General features: G+C 47.1%; 18 protein-coding genes and 1 tRNA gene. 10 read left to right on the top strand and 9 right to left on the bottom strand.

Annotated elements, in window-relative coordinates; genetic code table 11:
- Positions 1-33 precede the first annotated feature (33 nt).
- On the top strand, positions 34-555 hold the full coding sequence (gene infC / locus WH95_RS05860; protein WP_046504229.1) for a translation initiation factor IF-3: 522 nt from the start codon (positions 34-36) through the stop codon (positions 553-555).
- A gap of 106 nt (positions 556-661) precedes the next feature.
- Positions 662-1,879: an NAD(P)/FAD-dependent oxidoreductase gene (locus tag WH95_RS05855; RefSeq protein WP_046504226.1), complete on the top strand. Its 1,218-nt coding sequence runs from the start codon at positions 662-664 to the stop codon at positions 1,877-1,879.
- A 72-nt stretch (positions 1,880-1,951) separates the two neighbouring features.
- Here WH95_RS05855 and WH95_RS05850 read toward each other — a convergent pair whose 3' ends face one another.
- Together WH95_RS05850 and WH95_RS05845 are read right to left on the bottom strand one after the other, a co-directional pair.
- Positions 1,952-5,080 carry an efflux RND transporter permease subunit gene (locus WH95_RS05850; protein WP_046504224.1) on the bottom strand — a complete coding sequence of 1,043 codons (3,129 nt, stop codon included), beginning with the start codon at positions 5,078-5,080 and terminating at the stop codon, positions 1,952-1,954.
- 2 nt (positions 5,081-5,082) lie between these two features.
- Complete coding sequence (locus tag WH95_RS05845) at positions 5,083-6,195, bottom strand: efflux RND transporter periplasmic adaptor subunit (protein WP_046504221.1); 1,113 nt, start codon at positions 6,193-6,195, stop codon at positions 5,083-5,085.
- Between the two features lie 350 nt (positions 6,196-6,545).
- Between WH95_RS05845 and rpmI the strand changes: the two genes are divergently transcribed.
- The 6 genes from rpmI to WH95_RS05815 all read left to right on the top strand — a co-directional run bounded on the left by rpmI (position 6,546) and on the right by WH95_RS05815 (position 12,340).
- Positions 6,546-6,746, top strand: coding sequence for a 50S ribosomal protein L35 (gene rpmI / locus WH95_RS05840; protein ID WP_046504218.1), 201 nt, complete (start codon positions 6,546-6,548; stop codon positions 6,744-6,746).
- A gap of 17 nt (positions 6,747-6,763) precedes the next feature.
- Positions 6,764-7,120 (top strand): 50S ribosomal protein L20, encoded by a 357-nt coding sequence (gene rplT, locus WH95_RS05835; RefSeq protein WP_046504215.1) that lies wholly within the window; start codon positions 6,764-6,766, stop codon positions 7,118-7,120.
- Between the two features lie 198 nt (positions 7,121-7,318).
- Positions 7,319-7,729 (top strand): hypothetical protein, encoded by a 411-nt coding sequence (locus WH95_RS05830; RefSeq protein WP_046504212.1) that lies wholly within the window; start codon positions 7,319-7,321, stop codon positions 7,727-7,729.
- Positions 7,730-7,772: 43 nt separating this feature from the next.
- Complete coding sequence (pheS, locus tag WH95_RS05825) at positions 7,773-8,843, top strand: phenylalanine--tRNA ligase subunit alpha (protein WP_046504209.1); 1,071 nt, start codon at positions 7,773-7,775, stop codon at positions 8,841-8,843.
- A gap of 14 nt (positions 8,844-8,857) precedes the next feature.
- Positions 8,858-11,266: a phenylalanine--tRNA ligase subunit beta gene (gene pheT / locus WH95_RS05820; RefSeq protein ID WP_046504206.1), complete on the top strand. Its 2,409-nt coding sequence runs from the start codon at positions 8,858-8,860 to the stop codon at positions 11,264-11,266.
- Positions 11,267-11,611: 345 nt separating this feature from the next.
- A complete protein-coding gene (locus tag WH95_RS05815) occupies positions 11,612-12,340 on the top strand; it encodes a hypothetical protein (protein WP_157845898.1) in 729 nt (242 codons plus the stop codon).
- Here WH95_RS05815 and WH95_RS05810 read toward each other — a convergent pair.
- Complete coding sequence (locus tag WH95_RS05810; protein WP_052741828.1) at positions 12,337-12,906, bottom strand: nucleotidyltransferase family protein; 570 nt, start codon at positions 12,904-12,906, stop codon at positions 12,337-12,339. The two genes, WH95_RS05815 and WH95_RS05810, sit on opposite strands and share 4 nt — an antisense overlap.
- Positions 12,907-13,026: 120 nt before the next feature.
- On the bottom strand, positions 13,027-14,613 hold the full coding sequence (locus WH95_RS05805; RefSeq protein ID WP_046504200.1) for an ATP-binding protein: 1,587 nt from the start codon (positions 14,611-14,613) through the stop codon (positions 13,027-13,029).
- 256 nt (positions 14,614-14,869) lie between these two features.
- Between WH95_RS05805 and lepA the strand changes: the two genes are divergently transcribed.
- On the top strand, positions 14,870-16,672 hold the full coding sequence (gene lepA, locus WH95_RS05800; protein ID WP_046504198.1) for a translation elongation factor 4: 1,803 nt from the start codon (positions 14,870-14,872) through the stop codon (positions 16,670-16,672).
- 112 nt (positions 16,673-16,784) lie between these two features.
- Here lepA and WH95_RS05795 read toward each other — a convergent pair whose 3' ends face one another.
- On the bottom strand, positions 16,785-17,099 hold the full coding sequence (locus WH95_RS05795) for a hypothetical protein (protein WP_046504195.1): 315 nt from the start codon (positions 17,097-17,099) through the stop codon (positions 16,785-16,787).
- A gap of 227 nt (positions 17,100-17,326) precedes the next feature.
- Between WH95_RS05795 and WH95_RS05790 the strand changes: the two genes are divergently transcribed.
- A tRNA-Ser gene (locus WH95_RS05790) sits at positions 17,327-17,417 on the top strand.
- 107 nt (positions 17,418-17,524) lie between these two features.
- On the opposite strand, the gene WH95_RS05785 is transcribed toward WH95_RS05790, so the two are convergent.
- Genes WH95_RS05785 through WH95_RS05770 form a run of 4 tightly spaced genes read right to left on the bottom strand, consistent with a single transcriptional unit; the run spans position 17,525 to position 24,460 of the window.
- Positions 17,525-20,626, bottom strand: a complete 3,102-nt coding sequence (locus tag WH95_RS05785) for a type I restriction endonuclease subunit R (RefSeq protein ID WP_046504193.1) — start codon at positions 20,624-20,626, stop codon at positions 17,525-17,527.
- The gene (locus WH95_RS05780) at positions 20,619-21,779 is read right to left on the bottom strand and encodes an ATP-binding protein (protein ID WP_046504190.1); all 1,161 of its coding nucleotides are present in this window, start codon (positions 21,777-21,779) and stop codon (positions 20,619-20,621) included. Before WH95_RS05780 ends, WH95_RS05785 begins: the two co-directional genes overlap by 8 nt.
- Positions 21,780-22,922 carry a restriction endonuclease subunit S gene (locus tag WH95_RS05775; RefSeq protein WP_046504188.1) on the bottom strand — a complete coding sequence of 381 codons (1,143 nt, stop codon included), beginning with the start codon at positions 22,920-22,922 and terminating at the stop codon, positions 21,780-21,782.
- Positions 22,919-24,460, bottom strand: coding sequence for a type I restriction-modification system subunit M (locus WH95_RS05770; RefSeq protein WP_046504186.1), 1,542 nt, complete (start codon positions 24,458-24,460; stop codon positions 22,919-22,921). The genes WH95_RS05775 and WH95_RS05770 overlap by 4 nt, the downstream gene beginning before the upstream one ends.
- Between the last annotated feature and the right edge of the window lie 53 nt (positions 24,461-24,513).

Below are 24,513 nucleotides of genomic sequence, written 5' to 3'. Positions count from 1 at the left end.
AAAAACGGGAGCACGACAATAGCACGCGCACCAATGACGACACCCCCGCGCATCGACGGTCCGCGGGTAAACGAACGGATCACTATTAACTCTGTACGTCTTGTCGACGCAGACGGCGAACAGGTTGGCGTAGTACCAACGCGTGATGCACTGAAACGTGCATATGACGCAGGTCTTGACCTTGTGGAGGTTTCTCCGAATGCGGAGCCACCTGTCTGTAAGATTATGGACTATGGCCGTTATCGTTTTGAAATGCAGAAAAAGAAAAATGAAGCTCGTAAAAAGCAAAAGATCGTTGATCTGAAAGAGCTTAAAGTGCGTCCAAATATCGACACACATGATTACGACGTGAAGATGCGGGCTGCACAAAAGTTTATTTCTGCTGGTGACAAGGTGAAAGTGACTATGCGCTTTCGCGGACGTGAAATCACCCACCAGGAAGTTGGTCTGGAAGTTCTCAAACGCATTGAGACCGATCTCGAAGAGATCGCAAAGACAGAGTTAAGGCCGAAAATGGAAGGCCGCCAGATGATTATGATTTTGGCGCCAAAGTAAGCCTGCTGAACGTGAAGCTGAAAAGCTGTAATGAAAAGCCGCTCTTGAACAGGGCGGCTTTTTTGTTGCCTGTTTATTATTGTTTTTGCCTATGAAAGGTATAGTTATGGATCACGCGTCGACTGTTATTATTGGTGGTGGTGTTCTGGGCTGTTCAGTCGCCTATCATCTTGCGAAACGGGGCGTAGAGGATGTTTTGCTGTTAGAGAGGCAGGATCTTGCTACCGCTGCGTCGTGCCAGGCGGCGGGGTTGATGTTTCAGATTTCATCAAAGCCAGCCGTCGATGTTTTGAACCGTCGCACTTTCAAGGTACTTCCCGAACTGGAAAAGATCACAGGCGAGCAGCTTGATTTTAAAGCAGTGGGCACGTTGAGGGTTGCAGAAAACCTTGAAAGTAAGGCCAGTTTAGAGCGGCTATATAATCGCGCTGTAAGCGAAGGTATTGCGGCACAGAAAGTAAACGCCGGATGGAGATCCAAGCATCTGCCCTGGCTCAGGGTTAAAGAGGATGCACTTACAGTCCATTTCAGTGACGAGGGATATATTGATCCTTATCGTTTGACCTATGCCTATGCAAAATCTGCCAAATCTTTTGGTGCACAAATCAAACTTGGGGTTAATGTATCTGCTATTAAGGCAATTAACGGCGTTGTCGTTGGTGTTGAAACTGATCAGGGTTTTATCTCTTGTGAGAAGGTGATTGTTGCAGCGGGGAGCTGGTCCAATTTTTTAACTCTGCCACTGGGCTGTGCGCTCCCCATGATCCCGACCCGAAGCCATTTCTGGATCGCTGCGCCTGAAAGTTACTTCAGTGATCAACAGCCGATGATGGTTCATGCCGATGCGGGGGCCTACACCCGACCTGAAGTGGGTGGTCTAGTACTGGGTGTTCAGGAACAATCTTCTCGCACCTTTGACTATAGCGACTTGCCCAATGACATTACCTCTTTCGCTGTGACGGAAGAAGGGGGCGAATGGGATGCTTTGATAGAGGCGGAACAGCGGGTGTCCAGTTTCTTCCCAAAACTAGAAGGGGCGCGCTTCGAAAGCTATATGGCCGGGCTTTCGGCCTATACCCCGGACGGGCATTTTCTTCTGGGTGAAACCAAAGCTGTTAAGGGGATGTTTGTGGCCGCCGGATGTTGTGGTTCAGGGGTGATGGCTTCGGGGGGCATCGGGGATTCACTGGCAGAATTGATGACAGAAGATAAATCGTCTTATGATTTAAACGCTTTTGATCCTAATCGATTTGGGCAGGTTGACCCTAGTTCGAAGGAATTTCAGCTTCTTTGTGCGCAGGCGCGTGCGAGAAAAGCGAAATAGAATAAAGAAGAGCCGACGGTAATATACCCCCGGCTCTTCTTTATTAGAGTGTTTTTCTTTGGCGGGCTGTTGCTAGCTTTCTTTAGTTTTCCATAATTTTTTGTTGGTTGCTTCGCGCATGGATTGGAAAGCAACATACAGTGGTGGAATAAAAAGAAGTCCGATGGAGGTCGCGGCGACCATGCCACCAAAGACAACAAAACCCACCGCGACACGGCTGGCTGCCCCGGCACCTGATGCGAAGATCAGGGGCAATACGCCAAGTATGAACGAAAGTGCTGTCATCATCACGGCTCTGAAGCGCAAGCTTGCAGCATCCAGGGCGGCTTCCTTGATGGAAAGTCCTTCTTCGCGTCTGACCTTGGCAAACTCGACAATGAGGATCGCACTTTTACTGGCGAGTCCGATGAGCATCACCATCCCGATCTGGGCGTAGAGATTATTGTCGAGAAAGGGGAGTAGTGCCATGGGCACCAAGGCACCAAAAGCAGCAAGGATGACCGATACGATAACAGATAGAGGGACGCTCCAGCTTTCATACTGGGCGACAAGGAAAAGGTAAGCGAAGATTAGAGCCAGAGAGAAGATAATAACAATATAGCCACCAGCTTCCTGTTCCTGTTTCGAGGTTCCCGTCCATTCAATACCATAGCCATCGGGTAGGGCACTTGCTGCAGCACGTTCCAGCGCGGCAATGGCATCACCACTACTGTACCCTGTTGCTGGGGAGCCTGTTATGGACGCTGATTTAAACTGATTATAACGCTCGACAGATAAGGGACCTAAGATGGGTTCAATCTCGATCAAGGTCCGCAAAGGGATCATATCCCCGTTATCATTCCGCACATGCAGGTTATCGATATCTTCCAACCCGTCACGGAATTGGGCCTCGGCCTGGATCTGGACCCGATAAACTTTTCCGTAAAGGTTAAAGTCATTGATATAGGACGACCCAAGATTTGCCTGTAGAGTTGAGAAGATATCCGAGATCTTTACGCCGAGTACAAGGGCCTTTTCCCGATCCACTTCCAGAAAAAGCTGGGGAATGTTGGCGGAATAGGTGCTGAACACCGACGTTAACTCGGGCTGTTGATTTGCGGCAAAGGCCAAGCTGCGTACTGCGGCGGCAAGCTCTTGGGGAGTGCGTCCAAGATAGTCCTGAACCTGGGCTTCAACCCCGCCACCTGTGCCTAACCCCATAATGGGGGGGAGGGGGAAGGCAAACGATTCTGCCGAAGCTAATCCGGCGAGTTTACCGTTTATGCGTCCGAGAATATTGTACCATTGAAGGTCAAATTCGGTTCTTTCCGACCAGTCGCTCAAAACGGGAATAAGCAGTGAGGAATTTGATGCTGCACCGGAAAGTAAACTGAAACCGGAAACAGAGATCACGTCTGTGACGCCCTCTTCTTCCAACAGCATATCCGTTACATCGGCGGTGACCTCATTTGTTCGTTCCAGTGATGCGCCGTCGGGAAGCTGAACGTTCACAAAGAACACACCTTTATCTTCCATGGGGATAAAGCCAGTCGGAACTGTCTGGAACATATAGACGGTGACACCAGCGAAAATACCAAGCACGGCCATTGAAATAGCAAGGCGTCTGATCATAAGGGCAACGACTTTGCCATAGCCATTACGGGTACGATCAACAAGGTTTGCAAACAGTTTCAATGGGCCTTTGGGCTCACCGCTGTCAGGTTTTAACAATAGTGCGCAAAGTGCAGGCGACAGTGTTAAGGCATTTATCGAAGAAAGAGAAACCGCTACGCAGATGGTTAGCGAGAATTGTTTATAGAGTTCCCCTGTAATGCCGGGCATGAAGGATACAGGTACAAAAACAGCCAAGAGGACTAAAGTTGTTGCAACCACAGGGCCGGTAACTTCTTTCATGGCCAACTTGGTTGCATCTGCGGCCGATTTTCCTGTTTCTTTCATAATTCGCTGCACATTTTCGACCACGACGATACTGTCGTCTACGACAATGCCGATGGCGAGGATAATGGCAAAAAGCGTGATCATGTTGGCACTAAAGCCAACGGCATAGAGAACAGCGAAGGTGCCGACAAGTGACACAGGGATTGCAAGGCTTGGGATCAGGGTTGAGCGCCAGTCACTTAAAAAGAGAAAGGTCACACTGACCACAAGGGCAAAGGTAATAAGCAGTGTTTCAATCACTTCTTTAACAGATGCCCGTACAGCGTTTGTCGTGTCATAGAGAATTTTATATTCCATGCCTTGCGGAAAGTTCTCTGACAGGCGGTCAAGCTCTGCATAGATAGCATCGGCAACTTCCAGAGCATTGGCACCCGGTGATTGATAGACGGCTATGGCTGCTGAGGGGGCGTTGTTAAGTTTAGAGGCCGAAGAATAACTTTGGGAACCAAGCTCAATTCTTGCGATGTCTTTTAGCCTTACAAAGGATCCGTCTTGATTTGCCCGAATGACGATATTTTCAAACTCTTCAACTGTTGTCAGACGGCCTTTGGCCTGAAGTGTATATTGAAATTGAGGGGTGCCTTCGAAAGGTGGTGCACCCAATTGACCCGCTGTGGCCTGAATGTTCTGATTTTCTATTGCTTCTGTCACATCCTTGGTCGTAAGGCCCACGGCGGTGAGGCGGTCAGGATTAAGCCAGACCCGCATTCCGTAATCCAGGGCTCCAAACTGTGATACACTACCGACACCATTAATACGCGAGAGTGAATCCTGAATATAAATAGAGGCGTAGTTACTCAGAAACAGTGAATCCAGTGAATTATCTGGCGAGACCATATTGATCACAAGAAGCATAGATGTGGATTGCTTCTGCGTGATGACACCCTGTCGTGTAACTTCTTGTGGCAAAGACGAATTTGCTGTTGCGACACGGTTCTGAACGTTAACCGCTGCGATGTCCGGATCTGTTCCGACGGCAAAAGTGACCGTTAAATCATAACTACCATCGTTACTGCTTGTTGATGACATATATAGCATGCCATCAACACCGTTGACCTTTGCTTCGATCGGGGCGGCGACAGACTGTTCAACAACTGTTGCATTTGCACCGGGATAGCTGGTGGTAACCTTGACCTGTGGTGGTGTGATATCGGGGTATTCGGCGACGGGAATTGAATTGAGGGCGATGATACCCGCTAGTGAAATAACAATTGATATAACCAGAGCAAATTTGGGGCGGTTAATAAAAAGAGCTGAAAACACGACTATGCTCCTTCTTCAACCGGGTTAACTACCATATCCGGTTTTACCTTCTGGATACCCTGCACGATAATGCGTTCTCCTTTTAGAAGTCCGTCTTTTATAACCCAGTTTGTATCGACTTGTTCGCCGACTTGAAGCCGGCGAATTTCTACCTTGTTGCTCCGGTCGACGACCAAGGTAAAGTAACCTTGTTGGTCTTTTTGAACGGATGCTTGGGGAATTACCAATTCTCTCTGGGTTTGCTTGTCACGTACGATTACACTGACGAACTGCCCGGGAACCAGAATGTGTTTAGGGTTTGGGAAAACAGCGCGGGTAATGATGGAATTCGTGCTTTGATTTACCTGGGTATTAATAAAATCAAATTCGCCGTCGCTTTCATAGGGCTTTCCGTCAGAGAGAATCAGTGATGGAATTACAGGGGCTTCTTCGCTCGAGAGCCCTTTACGGCGTTCTTCCAGGATAAGTTTATCGCTGACAGGGACGGTAACATAAATTGGATCAAGGCTTGTTATGGTGGCAAGTGGCTCGCTGCTGGAATTGACCAGATTGCCGACGCTGTAACGCGACCGACTGATTTGACCGTCAAGCGGGCTTCGGATTTCGGTGTAACTTAAGTCAAGCTCGGCTCTACGCAGAGCAGCCTTGGCCTGTAAAACGGCGGCGAGAGCCGAAGATTCGCTGGCTTCAGAAGTATCCAGGGAAGCTTCAGATACCACTTTCTTTTTTCGGAGATCCTTTTTTCGCTTAAGGTCAGACCGCGCATTTTTAAGTGTAGCTTGGGCACCTGAAAGATCAGCCTGGGCTTGTTCAACAGCAATTTGATAGGGGGCTTTCTCTAAAACAAAGAGCAAATCGCCTTTTTTAATGTTTGCGCCTTCCTTGAAAAGCCGTTCTTGAACAAATCCTTCGACACGTGCGCGTAAATCGACTGTATCAACAGCTTCGACCCGACCTACAAAGGTGAGTTCGGGGGTTACATCCTGTTCCTGTACGGTGGTGACCGTTACGCTTGGCGCAGGAGGAGAAGTGTCTTGCGCCAAAGCCAGCTGAGCGCCAAACAGAATTGTTGATGCAAATATCAAAGCAGGTGTTTTTCTATAGGGAAACTTCATAGCTTGGTTCTCTTTTTAGTATCCAGCTGAACGTTTTGATCGGGGTCGAAGGTCGTGGTGCAAGAAGTGTGGTTTCTTGATTGAGATTCAATACCCCAGAGTATGTTTTGTTTTGTAATTTGGATAAATTATTTTGTTCGATAATAATCTAGCATTAATGGTGAAAAGATGTGAGAAAAATATATGGTTGTTTTGGCGATAGAGAGTGTGGCGGGGACTCCATATTTTCCTTATGTTTGAGCTTGCCAAAGAGAGCAAAGGGTACTATAACCCCCGCCATTGTCGGGTGGCATGTGCCAAAGGGTATGCCTAGTCACTCTGAAAAAGAACTTTATTTATAAGGAAAGAAAATGCCCAAACTTAAGACGAAATCTGGCGCGAAGAAACGCTTCCGCCTGACCGGAACCGGTAAAGTCGTTGCTGCTCAGGCAGGTAAACGTCACGGTATGCGTAAACGCTCACAAACAATGATTCGTAACGCTCGCGGTACGACGACACTTTGTGAATCTGATGCACGCATCATCAAACGTAATTTCCTCGTTAACGGTTAAGGTTAAGGTAGTAGCAAATGGCTCGTGTTAAACGGGGCGTGACAGCGCGTGCACGCCACAAAAAAATTGTTAAACTTGCTAAAGGCTTCCGCAGCCGTGGCAAAAACGTCTTCCGCGTTGCCGTACAGCGCCTTGAAAAAGGCTGGCAGTACGCATATCGCGATCGTCGTGTTAAGAAACGTACATTCCGTGGTCTATGGATTCAGCGTATTAATGCTGGTGCCCGCATGCACGGTATCACGTACTCTCAGTTCATGAACGGTGTGAAGAAAGCTGAAATCGGTCTTGACCGTAAAGTGCTTGCTGATCTGGCTGTTCGTGAGCCAGCTGCATTTGCTGCTGTTGTTGAAAAGGCAAAAGCAGCTCTGGCTTAACGCGCACTCGTTTTAGGCTTTATGACAGGGCAGCATCCGGTTTCGGGTGCTGCCTGTTTGTCTTTTAGGGTCTGAATGAAGCTGTGCAAGATGATTTTATCCTGACATGTTTTATCATTTAGCTGTTCTGGCGTTTTGTTTTGGCAGAAGCTATTGATGAAACAAATAAACTTTTGTCTGTAACCGGAGCGACGTCCCGTGGTCTCCCTTTTGAAAATCTTCTTTCCTGTTGTTTTGTGTTTATCGCTACTGTCGGGCTGTTTTGATGCCGGGGGGGCGACAGGTGAAAATTATTCCAAAGACATTGATAAGGTGCGCAACCATGTTGTGAACGGGCAAAGTAATGCCGATTTGGTCGGTGAATTGGCTGGGCGTCATGGTAAAGTCACTTGGCTCGCAGGACCGTGGGATGATAAACAATCTGATCAACAGATATTGGTAAGTGCAAGTATTCGGAAAAAACTGGATAATGCAGACCGCGAATTAACACTTTTGTACCGCTATGACCGAACATCTCAGGATGTGGTTCTGGACAAGGTCCTGCTTGATGGACAGGTCCAGAGTGTTGTGGGTGGTGCTGTTGCAATGCTGGCAATGAAGTTGGAATAAACAGGATTACTGATTGAGGATTTCCTCATGAACGGGAAGTATAATGGATAATCTGGAAGAACTTCGCAGTGATTTACTGCAAAGAGTAGAAGCCGCCACAGATCTGGATGCCCTGGATACTGTGCGTGTTCAGGCACTGGGAAAAAAAGGTGAGATTACACAGCGGATGAAAACGCTGGGTAATCTGGCGCCTGAAGAGCGCAAGGAAGCCGGACAGGCATTTAACCTGATCAAGCAAGCTGTTGCAGACGCAATTGAAACACGCAAGGCAAGCCTGCATGAAGCAGCTTTGGAAGCGCGTCTTGCTGAAGAAAAAGTTGATGTGTCTTTACCGCCTCGTCCCACGACAATTGGTAAAATGCATCCCATAAGCCAGACTTTGGAAGAGCTGGTTGCCATTTTTGGCGAGATGGGTTTTTCCGTAGCCGAAGGTCATCATATCGAAGATGATTTCCATAACTTTACGGCCTTGAATATTCCGCCAGAACACCCCGCGCGTCAGGAGCTGGATACTTTCTATATGCCAGAGAGAGAAGACGGGACCCGATCCGTTCTGCGGACCCACACTTCACCTGTGCAGATCCGTGCGATGCAAAATACGACACCGCCTATTCGTATTATTGCGCCGGGCCGGACGTTCCGTGCCGATCATGATGCCACACACTCCCCGATGTTCCATCAGGTTGAGGGACTGGTTATTGATGAGAAAACCAACATGGGACATCTGAAGGGTGTTCTTATTGAATTCTGTCGTGCTTTCTTTGGCGTGAAAGACCTGCCTTTGCGCTTCCGCCCAAGTTACTTTCCCTTTACCGAGCCTTCTGCCGAGGTTGACATCGGGTGCTCCCGTTCTGGTGGGCAGCTGAAAATCGGTGCTGGTGAAGACTGGCTGGAAATTCTTGGTAGCGGTATGGTTCACCCAAAAGTTCTTGAAAACTGCGGAATTGATTCGTCCAAATATCAGGGCTTTGCTTTTGGTATCGGGATTGAACGTCTTGCCATGCTCAAATACGGTATTCCTGATTTGAGAACCTTCTATGAAACCGATCTACGCTGGATGAAACACTATGGCTTCCTGCCAATGGAAATGCCCAGCATGGTCCGTGGTCTGTAGAGAGGTTTGGAAAGATGAAATTTACACTTAACTGGTTGAAAGATCACCTCGACACAGATGCTTCGCTGGAAGCTATTGTTGAAAAGCTTTCTCTTATTGGTCTGGAAGTCGAAGGTGTTGAAAATAAAGCCGACGAACTCAAGGCTTTTAAAACGGCTAAAGTGATTGAAGCTGTTCAACACCCAAATGCTGACCGCCTGAGAGTATGTCAGGTACAGTCTGATGAAGGCATCAGTCAGGTTGTTTGCGGCGCGCCAAATGCCCGAACAGGAATGATTGGTGTGTTTGCGCCTGTTGGTTCCTATGTACCGGGTATCGATCTGACACTAAAGGCTGGAAATCTCCGTGGTGAAGATTCCAACGGTATGTTGGTATCTGAGCGCGAAATGGGCCTTTCTGATGAACATGATGGCATCATCGACCTTCCTGAAGACACCGAAATTGGTGTGCCACTTGCGGAAGTACTTGGTCTTGACGATCCGATCATCGAGATTGCCATTACACCGAACCGGGGCGACTGTCTCGGGGTACGTGGTGTTGCGCGCGACCTTGCGGCCGCAGGTATGGGAACTCTTAAACCTCTGAAGCTTGAAACAATCGAAGGATCGTTTGACAGCCCGATCAAATGGAAAGCTGATGCCCCCGTTGCGGATGATGTTCCCTATGTGGCTGGGCGTTATTTCAAAAACCTGAAAAATGGCCCAAGTCCCAAATGGTTACAGGAAAGACTGCTGGCCATCGGGTTGCGCCCGATTTCTGCGTTGGTAGATATTACAAACTATGTGTCCTTTGATCTCGGTCGCCCTCTGCATGTTTTTGATGCGGACAAAATCAATGGCGATTTGACCATGCGCTATGCCCGGGATGGTGAAGAGTTTCTGGCGCTTGACGAAGAAACATACAAGCTGTCTGAGACCATGGTCGTGATCGGTGATGATAACGGTGTGCAGGGGCTTGGTGGCGTTATGGGTGGCCTTAATTCCGGCTGTAGCGATGAAACCACAAACATGTTCCTCGAAGTCGCGCTGTTTGACCCCACATCAGTTGCGATTACTGGTCGTAAATCCGGCATTCTTTCCGATGCACGTTATCGTTTTGAGCGGACCGTTGACAGTCAGTCTGCCGACTGGGGCGTAGATGTTGCAACACGGATGGTACTTGATCTGTGCGGCGGCGAAGTCAGTAAGGTTACATCTGCGGGATCAATTCCGGCAGAAAAACGTGTTATTGAACTGCGCCCAAATCGCATCAAAGACTTGTGCGGTGTTGCTGTTGAAAAAGACAAGCAGATCGAAATTCTGTCTATTCTGGGCTTTGAGGTTGCTGAAAAAGACGGTTTGATTTTGGCAACTGTTCCAAGTTGGCGTCCGGATGTGGAACTTGAAGCATGTTTGGTAGAAGAAATTCTGCGTATCCATGGCTATGAAAATATCCCTGAAACGCAAATGGAGATGCCAAGTTATCTGCCACAGGGTGTGCTGACTTTGGCACAACGCCGTGTGTCAAATACACGGACGGCACTTTGCTGGCGTGGTCTTGACGAAGCAGTGACCTTCTCTTTCGTTTCCTATGCTCAGGCTGAACTGTTTGGTGGTGTGCCTGATAGCTTGCGTGTTGCCAATCCGATCTCAACTGATCTGGATACGATGCGCCCGTCTATTCTGCCGACCTTGCTTTCTGCGGCGGTACGTAACACTGATCGCGGTTTTGCTGATAATGCTCTTTTTGAGGTTGGCCCGCAGTATCAGGACGATACTGCCAAGGGGCAGAAGCAGATGGCAACCGGTTTGCGTTCCGGTAATATAGCCGAACGCCATTGGGAAAGCCCGAGCCGCCCTGTTGATCTGTTCGATGCCAAGGGTGATGCAATGGCAGCTTTGTCTGCTGCGGGGGCTCCGGTAGAGAATTTGCAAGTCTTCACATCAGCGCCATCCTATTACCATCCCGGGCGTTCCGGTGTTCTTGGGTTGGGGCCAAAGAATGTATTGGCTGCGTTTGGTGAACTTCATCCGCGGGTTTTGGAAGCCATGGATATCAAAGGCCCTGTTGTGGCTTTTGAAGTATTCCTGGACAATATCCCGCAGCCGAAAGTGAAAAAAGGCGAGTCAGGCAAGATCAAACCAGCGCTGGAACTTTCTCCGCTTCAATCTGTTGATCGCGATTTTGCCTTCCTGGTTGATGACAGTGTCGAGGCTGGCAAGCTTATCCGCGCCGTTAAAGGTGCCGAGAAGAACCTGATCACAGACGTTGTTCTTTTTGACATCTACAAGGGTAAAGGTGTTGAAGACGGTAAAAAATCACTCGCCATTACTGTGACTTTGCAGCCGCGTGACAAAACCTTGACCGATGAAGAGATCGAAGCGGTTTCCCAGAAAGTTATTGCTCAGGCCATGAAGGCAACAGGCGGAACACTCCGCGGGTAAATCTGATAAAAGATATCTATAAGAAAGCCCGGTAAAATTTGTTGAAAATTTTGCCGGGCTTTTCTTTTGAGGAAATACTTCTTGTTCCCACGATCGGGATCAGGAGGTGTGATTTTTGCTCGGTATGGAGCAGATACCGGATGCAAGTTCTCCTGCGTTTCTTTTTAGGGGGCTTCCAAAGAAAACGATATCTAGCTGTCCCTTTTTTCCGCCTTATAAAATTATCAGGGAAAATTTTTCTAAGCTATATCGTTATTAATCTCCTTAAGCTTTGAAAAGTAACAATAAATTTAATGGCCTGATATTTGCTTCATAAAAACAAAGAGTTTTATGAGGTGGGAAAACGTGAGCGTTAATCTGGATGTTGTTTCTTTGAGTACAGGTGTTGGGCATGGATTGCCAAATGCTGTTGCCCCGGTACCAAGTGACGAACGCTTATCATCAGACAATAAGGCAAAAAGAGAAGAAAATGCCAGCTCGGCAGCCTATGAAATTACCTTGTCTGACGAAGCAAAAGAGCTTCTGGCGCGTATGGAAGGTTCTGTGCGTCAGGTGGGTGATGTCCGTTTTGAAGACCTTTTACCTGCAGAACAAAGCCGTATCCGGGATTTGGAAAGGCAGCTTACTGAAATATTCGGTGAGCCTGTTTCCAAAAAGTTAAATGCAGAAGAGAAGGAACAAATTTCCGTTCTGCGTCAAAGAATGAGCGATGTGCTGGGTTTCTCGCCCTCAGCTGTTGATCCAATGCATCACAACCTTGTTCAACGTCTAGAGGAAGAGGCAGACCGTATGCTTGCTGATCCTCAAAAAATCATGACAGAGAATGAAGAGCGGCAATTGGCGGTGATTTTCTCTCACCTTGAAAGCCTTCAGGGCGTTTCTGCAGTGAGTTATCAGGTTCCACCAGAACTCGTTGATCACATTGATGCCTTGCAAGGGCAAGTTGATCAAATCACGGGTGTTACTGATATAAAATTACCTGGTGCAAGTGATATGAAACAGGCAACTCAGATTTTTCAGGACTTGGCAGGTATTTATGATGGTGCCTTCAAGCGAATGATGAAGGTGAATTAAATTCTGATCTTTAAATCTGGCCAGCGATCGTGCCACCGTTTTTTGTCTTGCCGAACTTTGAACTCAAATAGCTTGTGCTGCTCAAAATAAGGGCATGGGCGAACTTTCTTCTGATAAAGATCATCCAGTCCAAAGGGGTGTAAAAGTTCAATGCCATTTTCATTTGCTAGTCTTGCTGCAATTGCTGTTACTGTTTCTGGCCAGTGTTGAAGGGCATCGTTGCAGTTTTGATAGGGACGATCCCTGTTAACCTGATGCATTCTTGCCTGATTTTTGACGGACCAGTTTCCGAAAATTTCTTCTACTTCCGGTGCCACTGATCTCAGCTTTTCTTCGTACGCCTGTTCCGTTTTTTGCCGGGTATCTTTGGGATCAAAATAGATGACATCAACATCGCTTTTGATCGGGGGCAATTGGATGTCATGCAGATGATCCCAATAGGAATTGCGTATGATCCCCGCCGCGACCCAGCAATCAGGTAGGTCAAGCTCTCTGACAACTTTCAGGCAAGACATTATCGTTGCAGATGAGTGTAAAAAATCAATCAGACGAGCATTGTCAGACACAAAAAATTTCCCTGTAGTTATGTGACTTTTATCTCAACAGCGCATGATCGTAAGATCTCTGAAAGTGGGATAACAGTCTGAATTCCGGTCTTCGTCAAGGATGATTAACTAACAGGGTGGTTAACTTTCGCGAGATTGGGTCCGCCAGCGTTTGAGGGCATAGTTGATGTGGTTGGCATCAAAGCGGTCTTCGGCCCAGTTGTTGGCAAAGCTTGCAGTGTTACTTTCGGGCAGCTCATTGGCCGAGAGCTCGTGGAACCTGATCCGGGTTGGGAAGTTCACGCCTTCGCCGACCACGATTGCTTCCTGATTTCGAAGAGAGGGAAGTGATTTTAAAAGACTGGATGAGGATTGCGGCAGGGTACGTTGCACAAACATCTGGTCGCGCTCGTTACTCATCCGCAGGGAAAACATCGTGTTGCATTGTGACAGGATCGTCTCGGAAAGCTCTGATGGTCTTTGGGTGATCAGGCCCAGTGAAACACCATATTTACGGCCTTCTTTTGCGATCTGTTCAAGAGCTTTTCGTGTCGGTGCGAAGCCAGAGTTTTTATCATAGGGAACATAGCGGTGGGCCTCTTCGCAAACCACGAGGATGGGGATAGGGTCGTGCCTGTGGCCCCAAACAGCCAGATCAAACATGGTTCGACACAGGAGAGACACCATCACATCAACAACTTCTGATGGCACGCCGGACAGATCGAAAATGGAAACGGGTTTTCCGTCGTTGGGAATGCGCATGAGCTGGGACAGGATATAGCTCATGTTATCGCGCAGGGCGACGTTTCCGAACATAAATGCGTAGCGGCGATCACCGCGCAGGTTTTCCAGACGGTTTTTCAGGCGCTGGAATGGCGCGAGCTGTTCTGGCTTGCCCAACTGTCCCATCATTTCGTCGATGCGGTGGACAAGATCTGATAGTTTGTAAGGAACCGGGGTATCTACAGTTAGAGTATTGGCATCTTCACCCTGATCGCCCCAATTTAGTTTGGCAGTGAGAATAGCGTCTTTCAGGATGCCTGCTTCGATATTGCGGGCTGCGGGTTCTTTACTACAGAAAATTTCGACCGACTCTTCGAAATTTAACAGCCAGTAGGGAAGGCGCAGGGATTCAGGGCTGAGAGATTCTGCCTTGTCTTTGAAGGCGGCAGAATATTCGTTGTGGGGGTCAATCAGAATGATATGCCCACAAGGGTGGCTGTCGAGGATGGATTTCAGGATCACCGTCAAAGAACAGGATTTTCCGCTGCCCGTTGTGCCAAGGATGGCAAAGTGTTTGCCCAAAAGCGCATCGGTCATGATATAGGCGGGGAGCTTCTGTTCCTGAGACAAGGCCCCAACTGTGAAACAAGGCTTGTCTGGTCGGGCGTAGATTTCTGCAAGTTCCTCTGTTTGAACCGGTTCGACCTCTGCCCCCAACACGGGAAAGCGTGACACACCGCGTTGAAAACCGGGAAGTTCGCCTTTGCCCGGATTGATCAGTTTCTCCCCCAATAGATCAATAGACATGACCTTGACGTCATCGGGGCTTGGCGGGTGAGAGGGCTTGGGGATTTCCATGTCACTGATCAGACCAAAGGCTATGGCTGTTTCCGACTGGATTCTAATCATTTCGCCAATTGTTGGCAGATCGACGTCAGGCGCGACGGATGCCGACAGGCTGTCGCCACTGATAGATGTGACATAACCGATAGTGTTTGTGGACACGGACAAGATTCCCTCAAGAAAAACATAACTGTTTCAATACTAGCGGGGAAAAGTTTACAGGGGATTTAAGAGAGAAAATGAGAGCGGGTAGAAAACTTTCTGACCTGTTGGGGACAGATATCTTGTCTGTGATCTTGTATGCAGGAAAGCGTCGAGCAATTATTTTAACGTTGCAACCCCGCTATGATGCAGAGAGAGATTGCGCATTGCCGCTTTAGGGCTTATCTTCCGCACGATTATTGATAGGCATAAAGTAATGGCTGACTTGAAACATATTCGAAACTTTTCAATTGTTGCGCATATCGACCACGGAAAGTCGACTCTGGCGGATCGTCTGATTCAACATTGTGGCGCGTTGAGTGATCGTGAAATGCAGGACCAGGTTCTGGATAACATGGAACTTGAACGCGAGCGTGGTATTACCATCAAGGCCCAGACAGTACGTTTGAACTACAAGGCCAAAGATGGCGAGATCTATCAGCTCAACCTGATCGATACCCCTGGACACGTTGACTTCACCTATGAGGTCAGTCGGTCACTGGCGGCTTGTGAAGGGTCTTTGTTGCTGGTTGATGCGTCACAGGGGGTCGAGGCCCAGACGCTGGCGAATGTGTATCTGGCCATTGATAACGATCATGAGATCGTGCCTGTGCTGAACAAGATTGATTTGCCCGCGGCAGAACCAGACCGTGTGCGTGAACAGATCGAAGAAGTGATCGGCATTGATGCAACCGATGCGCTGACTGTCTCTGGAAAGACAGGCGAAGGTATCGAAGCTGTTCTGGATGCCATTGTTGAAAAGCTGCCCGCACCAAGTGGTGATGTGGATGGCAAGCTTAAGGCATTGTTGGTGGATAGCTGGTACGATAGCTATCTCGGCGTGATAACGCTGGTACGTGTGGTTGACGGTGTGATCAAACCGGGCATGAAGATCCGCATGATGGGCTCTGGCACGACGCATCTTGTGGATGCTGTGGGGGCATTCTCACCCAAACTGACCAAGTTGAAAGAACTTCGCGCGGGTGAAATCGGCTATATCACAGCTGGTATCAAGCAGATTACCGATACCAAGGTCGGGGATACCATCACAGACGAAAAGAACCTTGCCGAAGAGCCTTTGGCAGGTTTTAAGCCTTCTGTGCCCGTGGTGTTCTGTGGCCTCTTCCCGATTGATGCCAATGATTACGAGATGCTGCGCGATAGCCTTGGCAAACTGGCGCTGAACGATGCGTCGTTCCATTTCGAGCCTGAATCCTCTGCCGCCCTTGGCTTTGGTTTCCGCTGTGGCTTCCTGGGGCTTTTGCATCTTGAGATTATTCAGGAACGTCTGGAGCGCGAATTTAACCTCGACCTGATCACGACGGCGCCGAGTGTGGTTTACAAAATCCACATGACCGACGGATCGTTGATGGAGTTGCACAACCCGGCTGACTTCCCGGATGTGGTCAAGATTGACCGCATTGAAGAGCCATGGATCAAAGCAAACATTCTGGTGCCTGATGATTATCTGGGACAGGTGTTGAAGCTCTGCGAAGATCGTCGCGGTATTCAACAGGAACTGACCTATGTGGGCAGTCGCGCCATGATCGTTTACAAACTGCCGTTGAACGAGGTGGTGTTCGATTTTTACGATCGTCTGAAATCCATTTCCCGCGGTTATGCCAGCTTTGATTATTCCATCGAGGGCTATGAAGAGAACGATCTGGTGAAGGTCTCCATTCTGGTGAACTCAGAGCCTGTGGATTCTCTGTCTATTATCGTGCACCGCTCACAGGCGGAACCACGTGGGCGTATCCTCTGTGAGCGTCTGAAAGGTTTGATCCCGCGCCAGTTGTTCAAGATTGCCATTCAGGCGGCAATTGGTGGCAAGATCGTTGCCCGTGAGACCATTTCAGCCATGCGTAAAGATGTGACCGCCAAGTGTTACGGTGGTGACGTGTCTCGTAAGCGCAAACTTCTGGAAAAACAGAAAGCGGGTAAGAAACGCATGCGTCAGGTCGGGAACGTTGAAATTCCACAAACGGCTTTCCTTGCCGCCCTCAAGATGGGTGACGACTAAGGTCTTCGTCTTAACGTGCTGTTAGATATAAAGCTCTGACCGACTTCCCCGTTTTCAGGCGACTGTTGGTCAGAGCTTTTTTTGTGGGATCTTCTATGTAACTGAATTGGCTTTAGCGATGTCTTCCACGACGGCCCTTTAACAGATAGCCGGGGATAAAAAAGATGGCGGCGGCGACCAGCCCGACAACCAGGGTTGGCACAAAGAGCAGCGGCGATAACACATCGTCCCATAGCCAGAGGCCGATATAGCGTTCGGTGACCGCCTGTAGCAGATTGAGCGAGCCGGGATGCACGGCAAACCAGTTTTCCCCCAGCAATGAGAGCTGAAAACTGTCCCCTTCCATCAGCTGGAAGAGATCAAAGGCGAGCGACGCGAGGGCGATTGCCAGAAAGAACCAGCCGAGTATCCGCAGGACGAGAGTCATGGATTTCCATTCCGATAAAATTTATGCTCAATCTATGCTGTCACCAATGTCAGCATAGAAGGCGATAGTATAAGAATGAATAAAGAAATTTTGTCTGTCAAAATCAAGACTTAACCACTTCAACACGACTTCAATAAATGGTGTGCCAATCAGGTGCAAAAAATGGTTGCATCCTCTGCCCATACCCATTAAGTTCCGCCTCGCACCCAAGGGTGCGCTATAATGCTGGAGAGGTGGCCGAGTGGCTGAAGGCGCACGCCTGGAAAGTGTGTATACGTTAATCGCGTATCGAGGGTTCGAATCCCTCTCTCTCCGCCATAATGAAAACCCCAAGGTAACCTGCCTTGGGGTTTTGTCTTATTACTCGTTCTGATGTTTGTATATTATGTTGAAAATGGCCATTCTTGCTATCTAAGAGGCTTCTGTTAAATATCCCCGCCCACACCTTTAAACTTTTCAACAAAGGCGGCGACCTTTTCAAAAACCGTTTGCTTCTTTGTTAAATATTGAGGATTAAGCGGACTCATTTTGGGCAAAATTGCATTGAGTTCCGTACCGTTTTCGCTGGCAAATTCACGTTTGAGAGAGATTTTGATATATCGTCTGGCGTCTTCAATATTCAAATTCTCTGCATCAATCAAATCTTGCGCCTCGCGTTTTTGTTCTGTTTGCGCAAAGGTGAAGAAGGCATCTATGACTCTTGCTTTATCTTCAAGCTTATCAAGGTCATGCTGATTAATGAAATCCACAAGCAGGCTTTCTTTGGCTCTGTTGCCGAGGCTGGCGCGGATCAAGCGGCGTACCTCTTCAACCAATTCTGATTTATTCCTAGTTTTCTTGTTATGCTCAAAAATCAGTTCCAGAATATAATCCAGATTGATTTCCTGGGACTTCAACAAATCAACTTCAAAGACAACATCATCCCAATCAATAGAAGATTGTTCTTTTTCTTCCGCTGCCTTCTCGCGGCGTATCCAGTCACGTATATCGTTATAGGTGGATTTATAGTCTTGAATCTTACGCTCTGCGGGGATTTTGATGCTCTGTAAAGCGTCGAAATCTTCATCATTCAGATAATGCGCTGCTTTGAAGGTTTCGACAGCTTCTGCATCTGTCGTATCTATATCCTGCAAGGCTTGCAGGCTGGCAAATTCATCATAGTTTTGCAGCACATTTTCAACCCGCAGATATTCCCCGAACAGTTTGGCAAAGGCCTTTTTATCGGCTTCCCTTACTATTTCATCAGGATCGGGAAAGCGTTGTTCCAGCTCTGTCACCACATCCATAAAGCCACGCCGGGCTTCGCCTGTCGTGGTATCGGTAAAGCCGTCCATATATTCCCGGTAGCTTTTTTCCAAAACCACATTCCTGGTGCTGCTATTACCAAATGTAGTAATGGCATCGACGGTTGCTTGCTCCAGATCACGGAAAGTAACGATATTGCCAAAGGTCTTGGTGGCATCATAAATGCGATTGGTACGGGAATAGGCCTGCATCAGGCCATGATAGCGCAAGTTCTTGTCAACGAATAAAGTATTCAGGGTTGGTGCATCAAATCCCGTCAGGAACATACCCACCACAATCAGCAAATCAACTTCCCTGGCCTTCACCCGTTTGCCAAGATCGCGGTAATAATTTTGGAAGCTTTTGCTGTTTACACTATAATTGGTTTTGAAATAGCTGTTATAATCGTCAATCGCCGCAGATAAAAATTCCTTGGCACTGCTATTCATTGCAGAAACATCAAAGCTTTCATCCGCAATATCGCCAACGGCATCCTGTTCTTCATTGGCAGCAAAGGAGAAGATCGTGGCGATTTTTAGCGGCCTGTCGCTGTCTTCTTGCAAGCTGTTTAATGTCTCATAATAAAGCTTGGCGGCATCCACGCTGCTGACGGCAAACATGGCATTAAAACCTTTGTTGCCACCCTGTAAACGATGGGTCTTTTGCCGGAAATTTTTCAGGATATACTGGGAAATTTCAGAAATGCGTTGTGGGTGCAACAGGGCCTGTTTGTTTTCTGCCGCACTGAGTTTTTTTTCATCCTGTTCCTGTTCAATCGCCTTAAACTGCGAGCGCACATCATTGTAGTCCACCTTGAACTTCAGGACTTTTTCATCCCGAATGGCATCGGTAATCACATAGGAATGAAGTTCACGCCCAAAGACGCTGGCGGTGGTTTCCGACCCCAGCGCATTTTCCGGGAAGATCGGCGTACCGGTAAAGCCAAACTGATAGAATTTCCTGAACTTCTTTTTCAGATTTTTCTGGGCTTCGCCAAACTGGCTGCGGTGACATTCATCAAAGATAAACACCACCTGCCTGTCATAGATGGAAAGGTCTCCTTCCGACTTCATCAAATTATTGAGCTTTTGAATGGTGGTGACGATGATTTTATTATCATCTTTGTCAATATTGTGTTTAAGCCCCGCTGTACTGTCAGAGCCATTCACACTATCAGGGGAAAAACGCTGGTATTCCTTCATGGTTTGATAATCGAGATCTTTACGATCCACTACAAAGAAAACCTTGTCGATAAAATCCAGCTCTTTCGCCATGCGGGCGGCCTTGAAGCTGGTCAATGTTTTGCCTGATCCCGTTGTATGCCAGATAAAACCACCACTGTCGGGCTTGCTCCAGTTCTTTGTCTGATAGGAGTTTTTGATTTTCCACAAAATCCGTTCCGTCGCGGCAATCTGGTAGGGGCGCATCACCAGCAAAGTGTTGCTGACATCAAAAACCGCATAATGCAAAAGCACATTCAACAACGTATTTCTCTGGAAAAAGGTGACGGTGAAATCTTTCAGATCCCTGATTAGACTGTTATCCGCCTTGGCCCAGTTCATGGTAAAATCAAAGCTGTTTTTATTGCGCTGCGTGGTATTGGCAAAATAACGGCTGTCGGTGCCGTTGGAGATCACAAAAAGCTGCAAATATTTGAACAGGGAATTTTCGCTGTTAAAGCTTTCCTTGCTGTAGCGATGGATTTGGTTAAAGGCTTCGCGGATCGCTACGCCACGCTTTTTCAATTCAACCTGTACCAGCGGCAGTCCATTGACCAAAATCGTCACGTCGTAGCGATTGGCATGGGTTCCCGTTTGTTCAAACTGCTTGATCACCTGCATTTTGTTGCGGGAAACCGTCTTTTTATCCAGCAGATAAATATTTTGGATATGCCCATCATCAAAGACAAAATCATGGATATAATCATCATGGATTTTGCGGGTTTTATCGACAACAGTATCACTGGGGCGATCCAGATAGCTTTCCACAAACCGCTGCCATTCCGCATCATTGAACTTCATCTTGTTCAGTGTTTGAAGCTGATCACGCACATTGGCCAACATGGCTTCGGGTGTCTTCAGATCGGGCAGAAAGTCATAACCCTGAGCAACCAGATCTTTGACAAGTTCCCGCTCCAGATCGGCTTCACTTTGATAGCTGTCCACCGCCTCCCACTGCCGTGAATATTTATCCAGAATGATAAAGTTTTTTGTCTCAGCAATCGGCTTTGTTTGTTCAATCATTTTGTTCCCCCTGCTGCCAATAGCCATAGTTATTTAGATTATCGAGAAGCAAGCGAACCATTGCTTTTTCTGGAGCTGTTGGTTCGGCGATTTCTTCGTTGGACAAAGTGTTGTGTGGATAAAAATTCATGATACGACTTGCATATGCTTTCTGATCGCCGGGTAATAAGTCGGACCATTTGTTATAGCCTAAGAAATTAGCCGTTTTTTCATACAGGTTACGTAATAGTGCAAAATGATATCTTTGAACACTATCTTGATTTACGGCTTGTTGGATTAAATCTTTAACATGCAAGTGATAGGAAAAACTTTTATTAGAATCCCCTCTTTTTTCTTCCAGTTCAAATGTTCCATCGTCCATGCGACTCAAGATAAAGCCAGTTTTTAGACTTAACTCATTGTATAGAATATTATAAAAAAGGGGGTTATGCGTTGAGATAATAAATTTTAACTGAGATTGGCTAGATTTGATAAGCCTGCCGAGGTTTACAGCTAGTTGGATCAAATGATTTTCATCCAATGAACTTACAGGATCATCAATGAATACGTATTCCAACTGGTTAAACTGATCTGTTTCCCTGTCATCCTCTTCAGGCTTGTTGAGGCTTTCAACAACCAAGTCTAGCAATGTATAAAAGATACTCCAAACAAAGTTGCTTTCTTCGCCTTTGGAAATTTTTATATTTCCTGAAGATTCGTCTGTTCCGCGCTCAAAGGAGAATATGACTTCAGGATAGGTCTTTTGACCTGTTTTTCTGCCGTCCTGCTCAATATCTTTCTCAATAAAAATGGGGGTTAATTTATCATTGGTATAACGCTGAAAAGTCTCAACAATATTCACTTCTTGACCTTGTTCTCCCAAAATCCAGTCGGTAAAGCTATTGGGCTGGATTTTTAACTTTGGGTCGCCATCCTTTTCCAGATCATTATCCCAGTAGAACAGGTCTTCGGTGAAAGCATTGTAATAAAGGATTTTTTGGCGAGACAAGATTTCTTCATCCTTTTCCTCACCGTCTTCAGCCTTAGGTGCAATCAGTTCCTTAAATGCTTTCGACAAGCGTGTTTTGCCCGTGCCATTAAAGGCATAGATCAATTGCACTTTTTTATCAGCATTTTTTAACTGCTGAGCAATTCCCTCAAGGTTCTGTGTCATCTATGCTGCATCTTCCCTCGGTTTTGGGAAGCTCAACAGCAAATCGCGATAATATTCATATTGCTTTTGGCGGAGGTCGATTTCACGCGGTAAACCTTCGCTGATGGAATTGGTGAGCGCGTAGAATTTATCGAGGGTAGCCACAATTTTCTTTTTTACCTCTAAAGCTGGATTAGGAATGCTTATATTGTTTAAATTTTGCTTGTTGAGTTTTGGTTGTGCTGCCCCAGAGATATACGGAGTTAAGTCAATACTGTTTAAGTAATACTCAACATACTTTCGTTCGAAGTATGTATTAAATTTTAGAACATGTGCGTGATTGTTAACCCAGCTTTTGCCGCTAATGCTAAAAGCAATAGGGGTATTCCGCGCTAATAAATTTGCACCATCTTCGGAAACGAGTAAAAAATCTCCGTCAAAAATGAAGTCTCTAACATAGTCAACAATTCCCGATGCTCCATAATACGGAATATCTCCCGCTTCTCGTAATCCGCTGGTAATGGGTTTGCGTTTTGAGTCAAGATTTTTTGCTATTTCACCAAGCGGCTTCCACTCAACATCACCTTCCTCAAAAGTGAGGAGTTTGTCGCGGTAATAGTTGTATTGTTTTTTGCGGGCGGTAAGCTCGGCGGTAAGCTCGGCGGTAAGCTCGGTGAAAGCGTCAAGAATACGCACAATTTCTGCCTGTATCGCCAGTGACTTTTCTGGATCATCAGGGCAGGGGATCGGGATTGTTAATTTCTCGAGGGCCGCTTTAGATAGGCGTGGAATACTTGCTCGACGAACCTGTCCCAAAATTTTGTTCTTTTGATTTAACAAACAGTGATAGAGAAATTTACTTAGGACGTTATCATTATCAATACAGATATAAACATCATCAGCAGCCCAGAACTTTTCATTACTGTAGCCAACCTCACCAGCAGCACCCGCGCAAATAATGAAAGTTGTATCCGCATTGACGTTACTTTTATGATAATACCCTAACGGTGTCATACTGTTTTGAAAAACCGCATAATTACCAGTTAACTCTAGCTGGCTTTTCACCAGCCTTTTTCCTCGTTTTAAATTGACCACTTCCCCTAAAGGCTTCCACTCAACGTTAGCACCATCCAACAGCATTTCCAAAAAAGTCAGCTTGCTCATGCTTCAATCTCCGCAACGATTGCGTCAATATCTGCGCGGAGTTGATCTATTTTTGTAACCGTGGTTTTGATCTCTGCATTGAGGGTGGTGATGTCAATGACTTCGCGGGTGTCTTTGGCTTCCACATAGCTGCTGACAGACAGGTTGTAATCATTGGCAACGACTGCCTCGAAGGGGACGGATTTGGCAAAATGATCTTTATCCTGCTTGCTGCCAAAGACGTCCAGTATTTCCGCCAGATGATCATCGGTCAGAATATTGTTATTGGTTTCTTTTTTGAACAGGCCGCTGGCGTCAATGAATTGGGTATTGGTGTCGGTTTTATGTTTGGACAGAACCAGAATATTGACGGCAATGGTGGTGCCGAAAAACAGATTGGGGGCCAGAGAAATCACCGTTTCAACATAGTTGTTATCTACCAGATACTGGCGGATTTTCTGTTCTGTGCCGCCGCGGTAGAAAATACCGGGGAAACAGACAATAGCCGCGCGGCCTCTTGCACTAAGATAGCTCAGCGCATGCAGTACAAAGGCAAAGTCAGCCTTGGATTTTGGGGCGAGCACACCCGCCGGGGCAAAGCGGTCATCATTGATCAGGGTGGGATCATCGGGCCCCAACCATTTAACGGAATAGGGCGGGTTGGAAACAATGGCATCAAAGGGCTTGTCGTCTCCAAAATGCGGTTCTGTTAATGTATTGCCCAGTTGAATGTTGAATTTGTCATAGTTGATGTTATGCAAAAACATATTCATTCGCGCGAGGTTGTAGGTGGTGTGATTGATCTCCTGGCCGAAATAGCCTTCCTCGACAAAATGATCGTCACAGAATTTCCGGGCTTGCAACAGCAAGGAGCCAGAGCCACAGGCGGGATCAAAGATTTTATTCACACTGTCCTGACCATGAATGGCAAGTTTCGCAATCAATTTTGAAACATGCTGAGGCGTAAAGAACTCACCGCCGGACTTGCCCGCATTGGCGGCGTAGTTGGAGATCAGGAATTCATAGGCATCGCCAAACAGATCGTTTTTGTTGTCATGGAAGCTGCCAAGGTTAAGTTCTGCAACGCCTTTTAATACAGCGGCTAAACGGGAGTTCTTTGCCGTGACCGTATTGCCCAAACGGTTGCTGGTGGTATCAAAGTCGGCAAACAGGCCTTTGATATCCTCTTCGGACGGGAAGCCATTGGCAGAAGCCTCGATTTCGGCAAAGATTTTTGCCAAATCCGTGTTCAGGCTTTCATTGTTATTTGCGGCTTTGGCAATATTGACAAAAAGCTGGCTTGGGTAAATGAAATAGCCTTTGGTTTTGATCGCATCTTCTTTGATCGCCGTGGTGATAACAGTATCAGGCAATTCCGCATAGTTGATGCTTTCATCATCCGCTTCGATATAGCTGGCAAAATTTTCACTGATAAAGCGATAAAACAACGCGCCCAATACATACTGCTTAAAGTCCCACCCATCGACGGCCCCCCGTACATCATTTGCGATTTGCCAGATTCGACGGTGAAGCTCTGCCCGTTGTTGATTGCCTGTCATTTTATTTCCGATTTTCCTGTATAGATCTACAGCAACAAATTCATGGTGAATAT

It is taken from the genome of Kiloniella litopenaei (assembly GCF_000982415.1).
Lineage (GTDB): Bacteria > Pseudomonadota > Alphaproteobacteria > Kiloniellales > Kiloniellaceae > Kiloniella > Kiloniella litopenaei.
The sequence above is the reverse complement of the archived record's forward strand: the minus strand, read 5'-3'. Positions and strand labels throughout refer to the sequence as shown.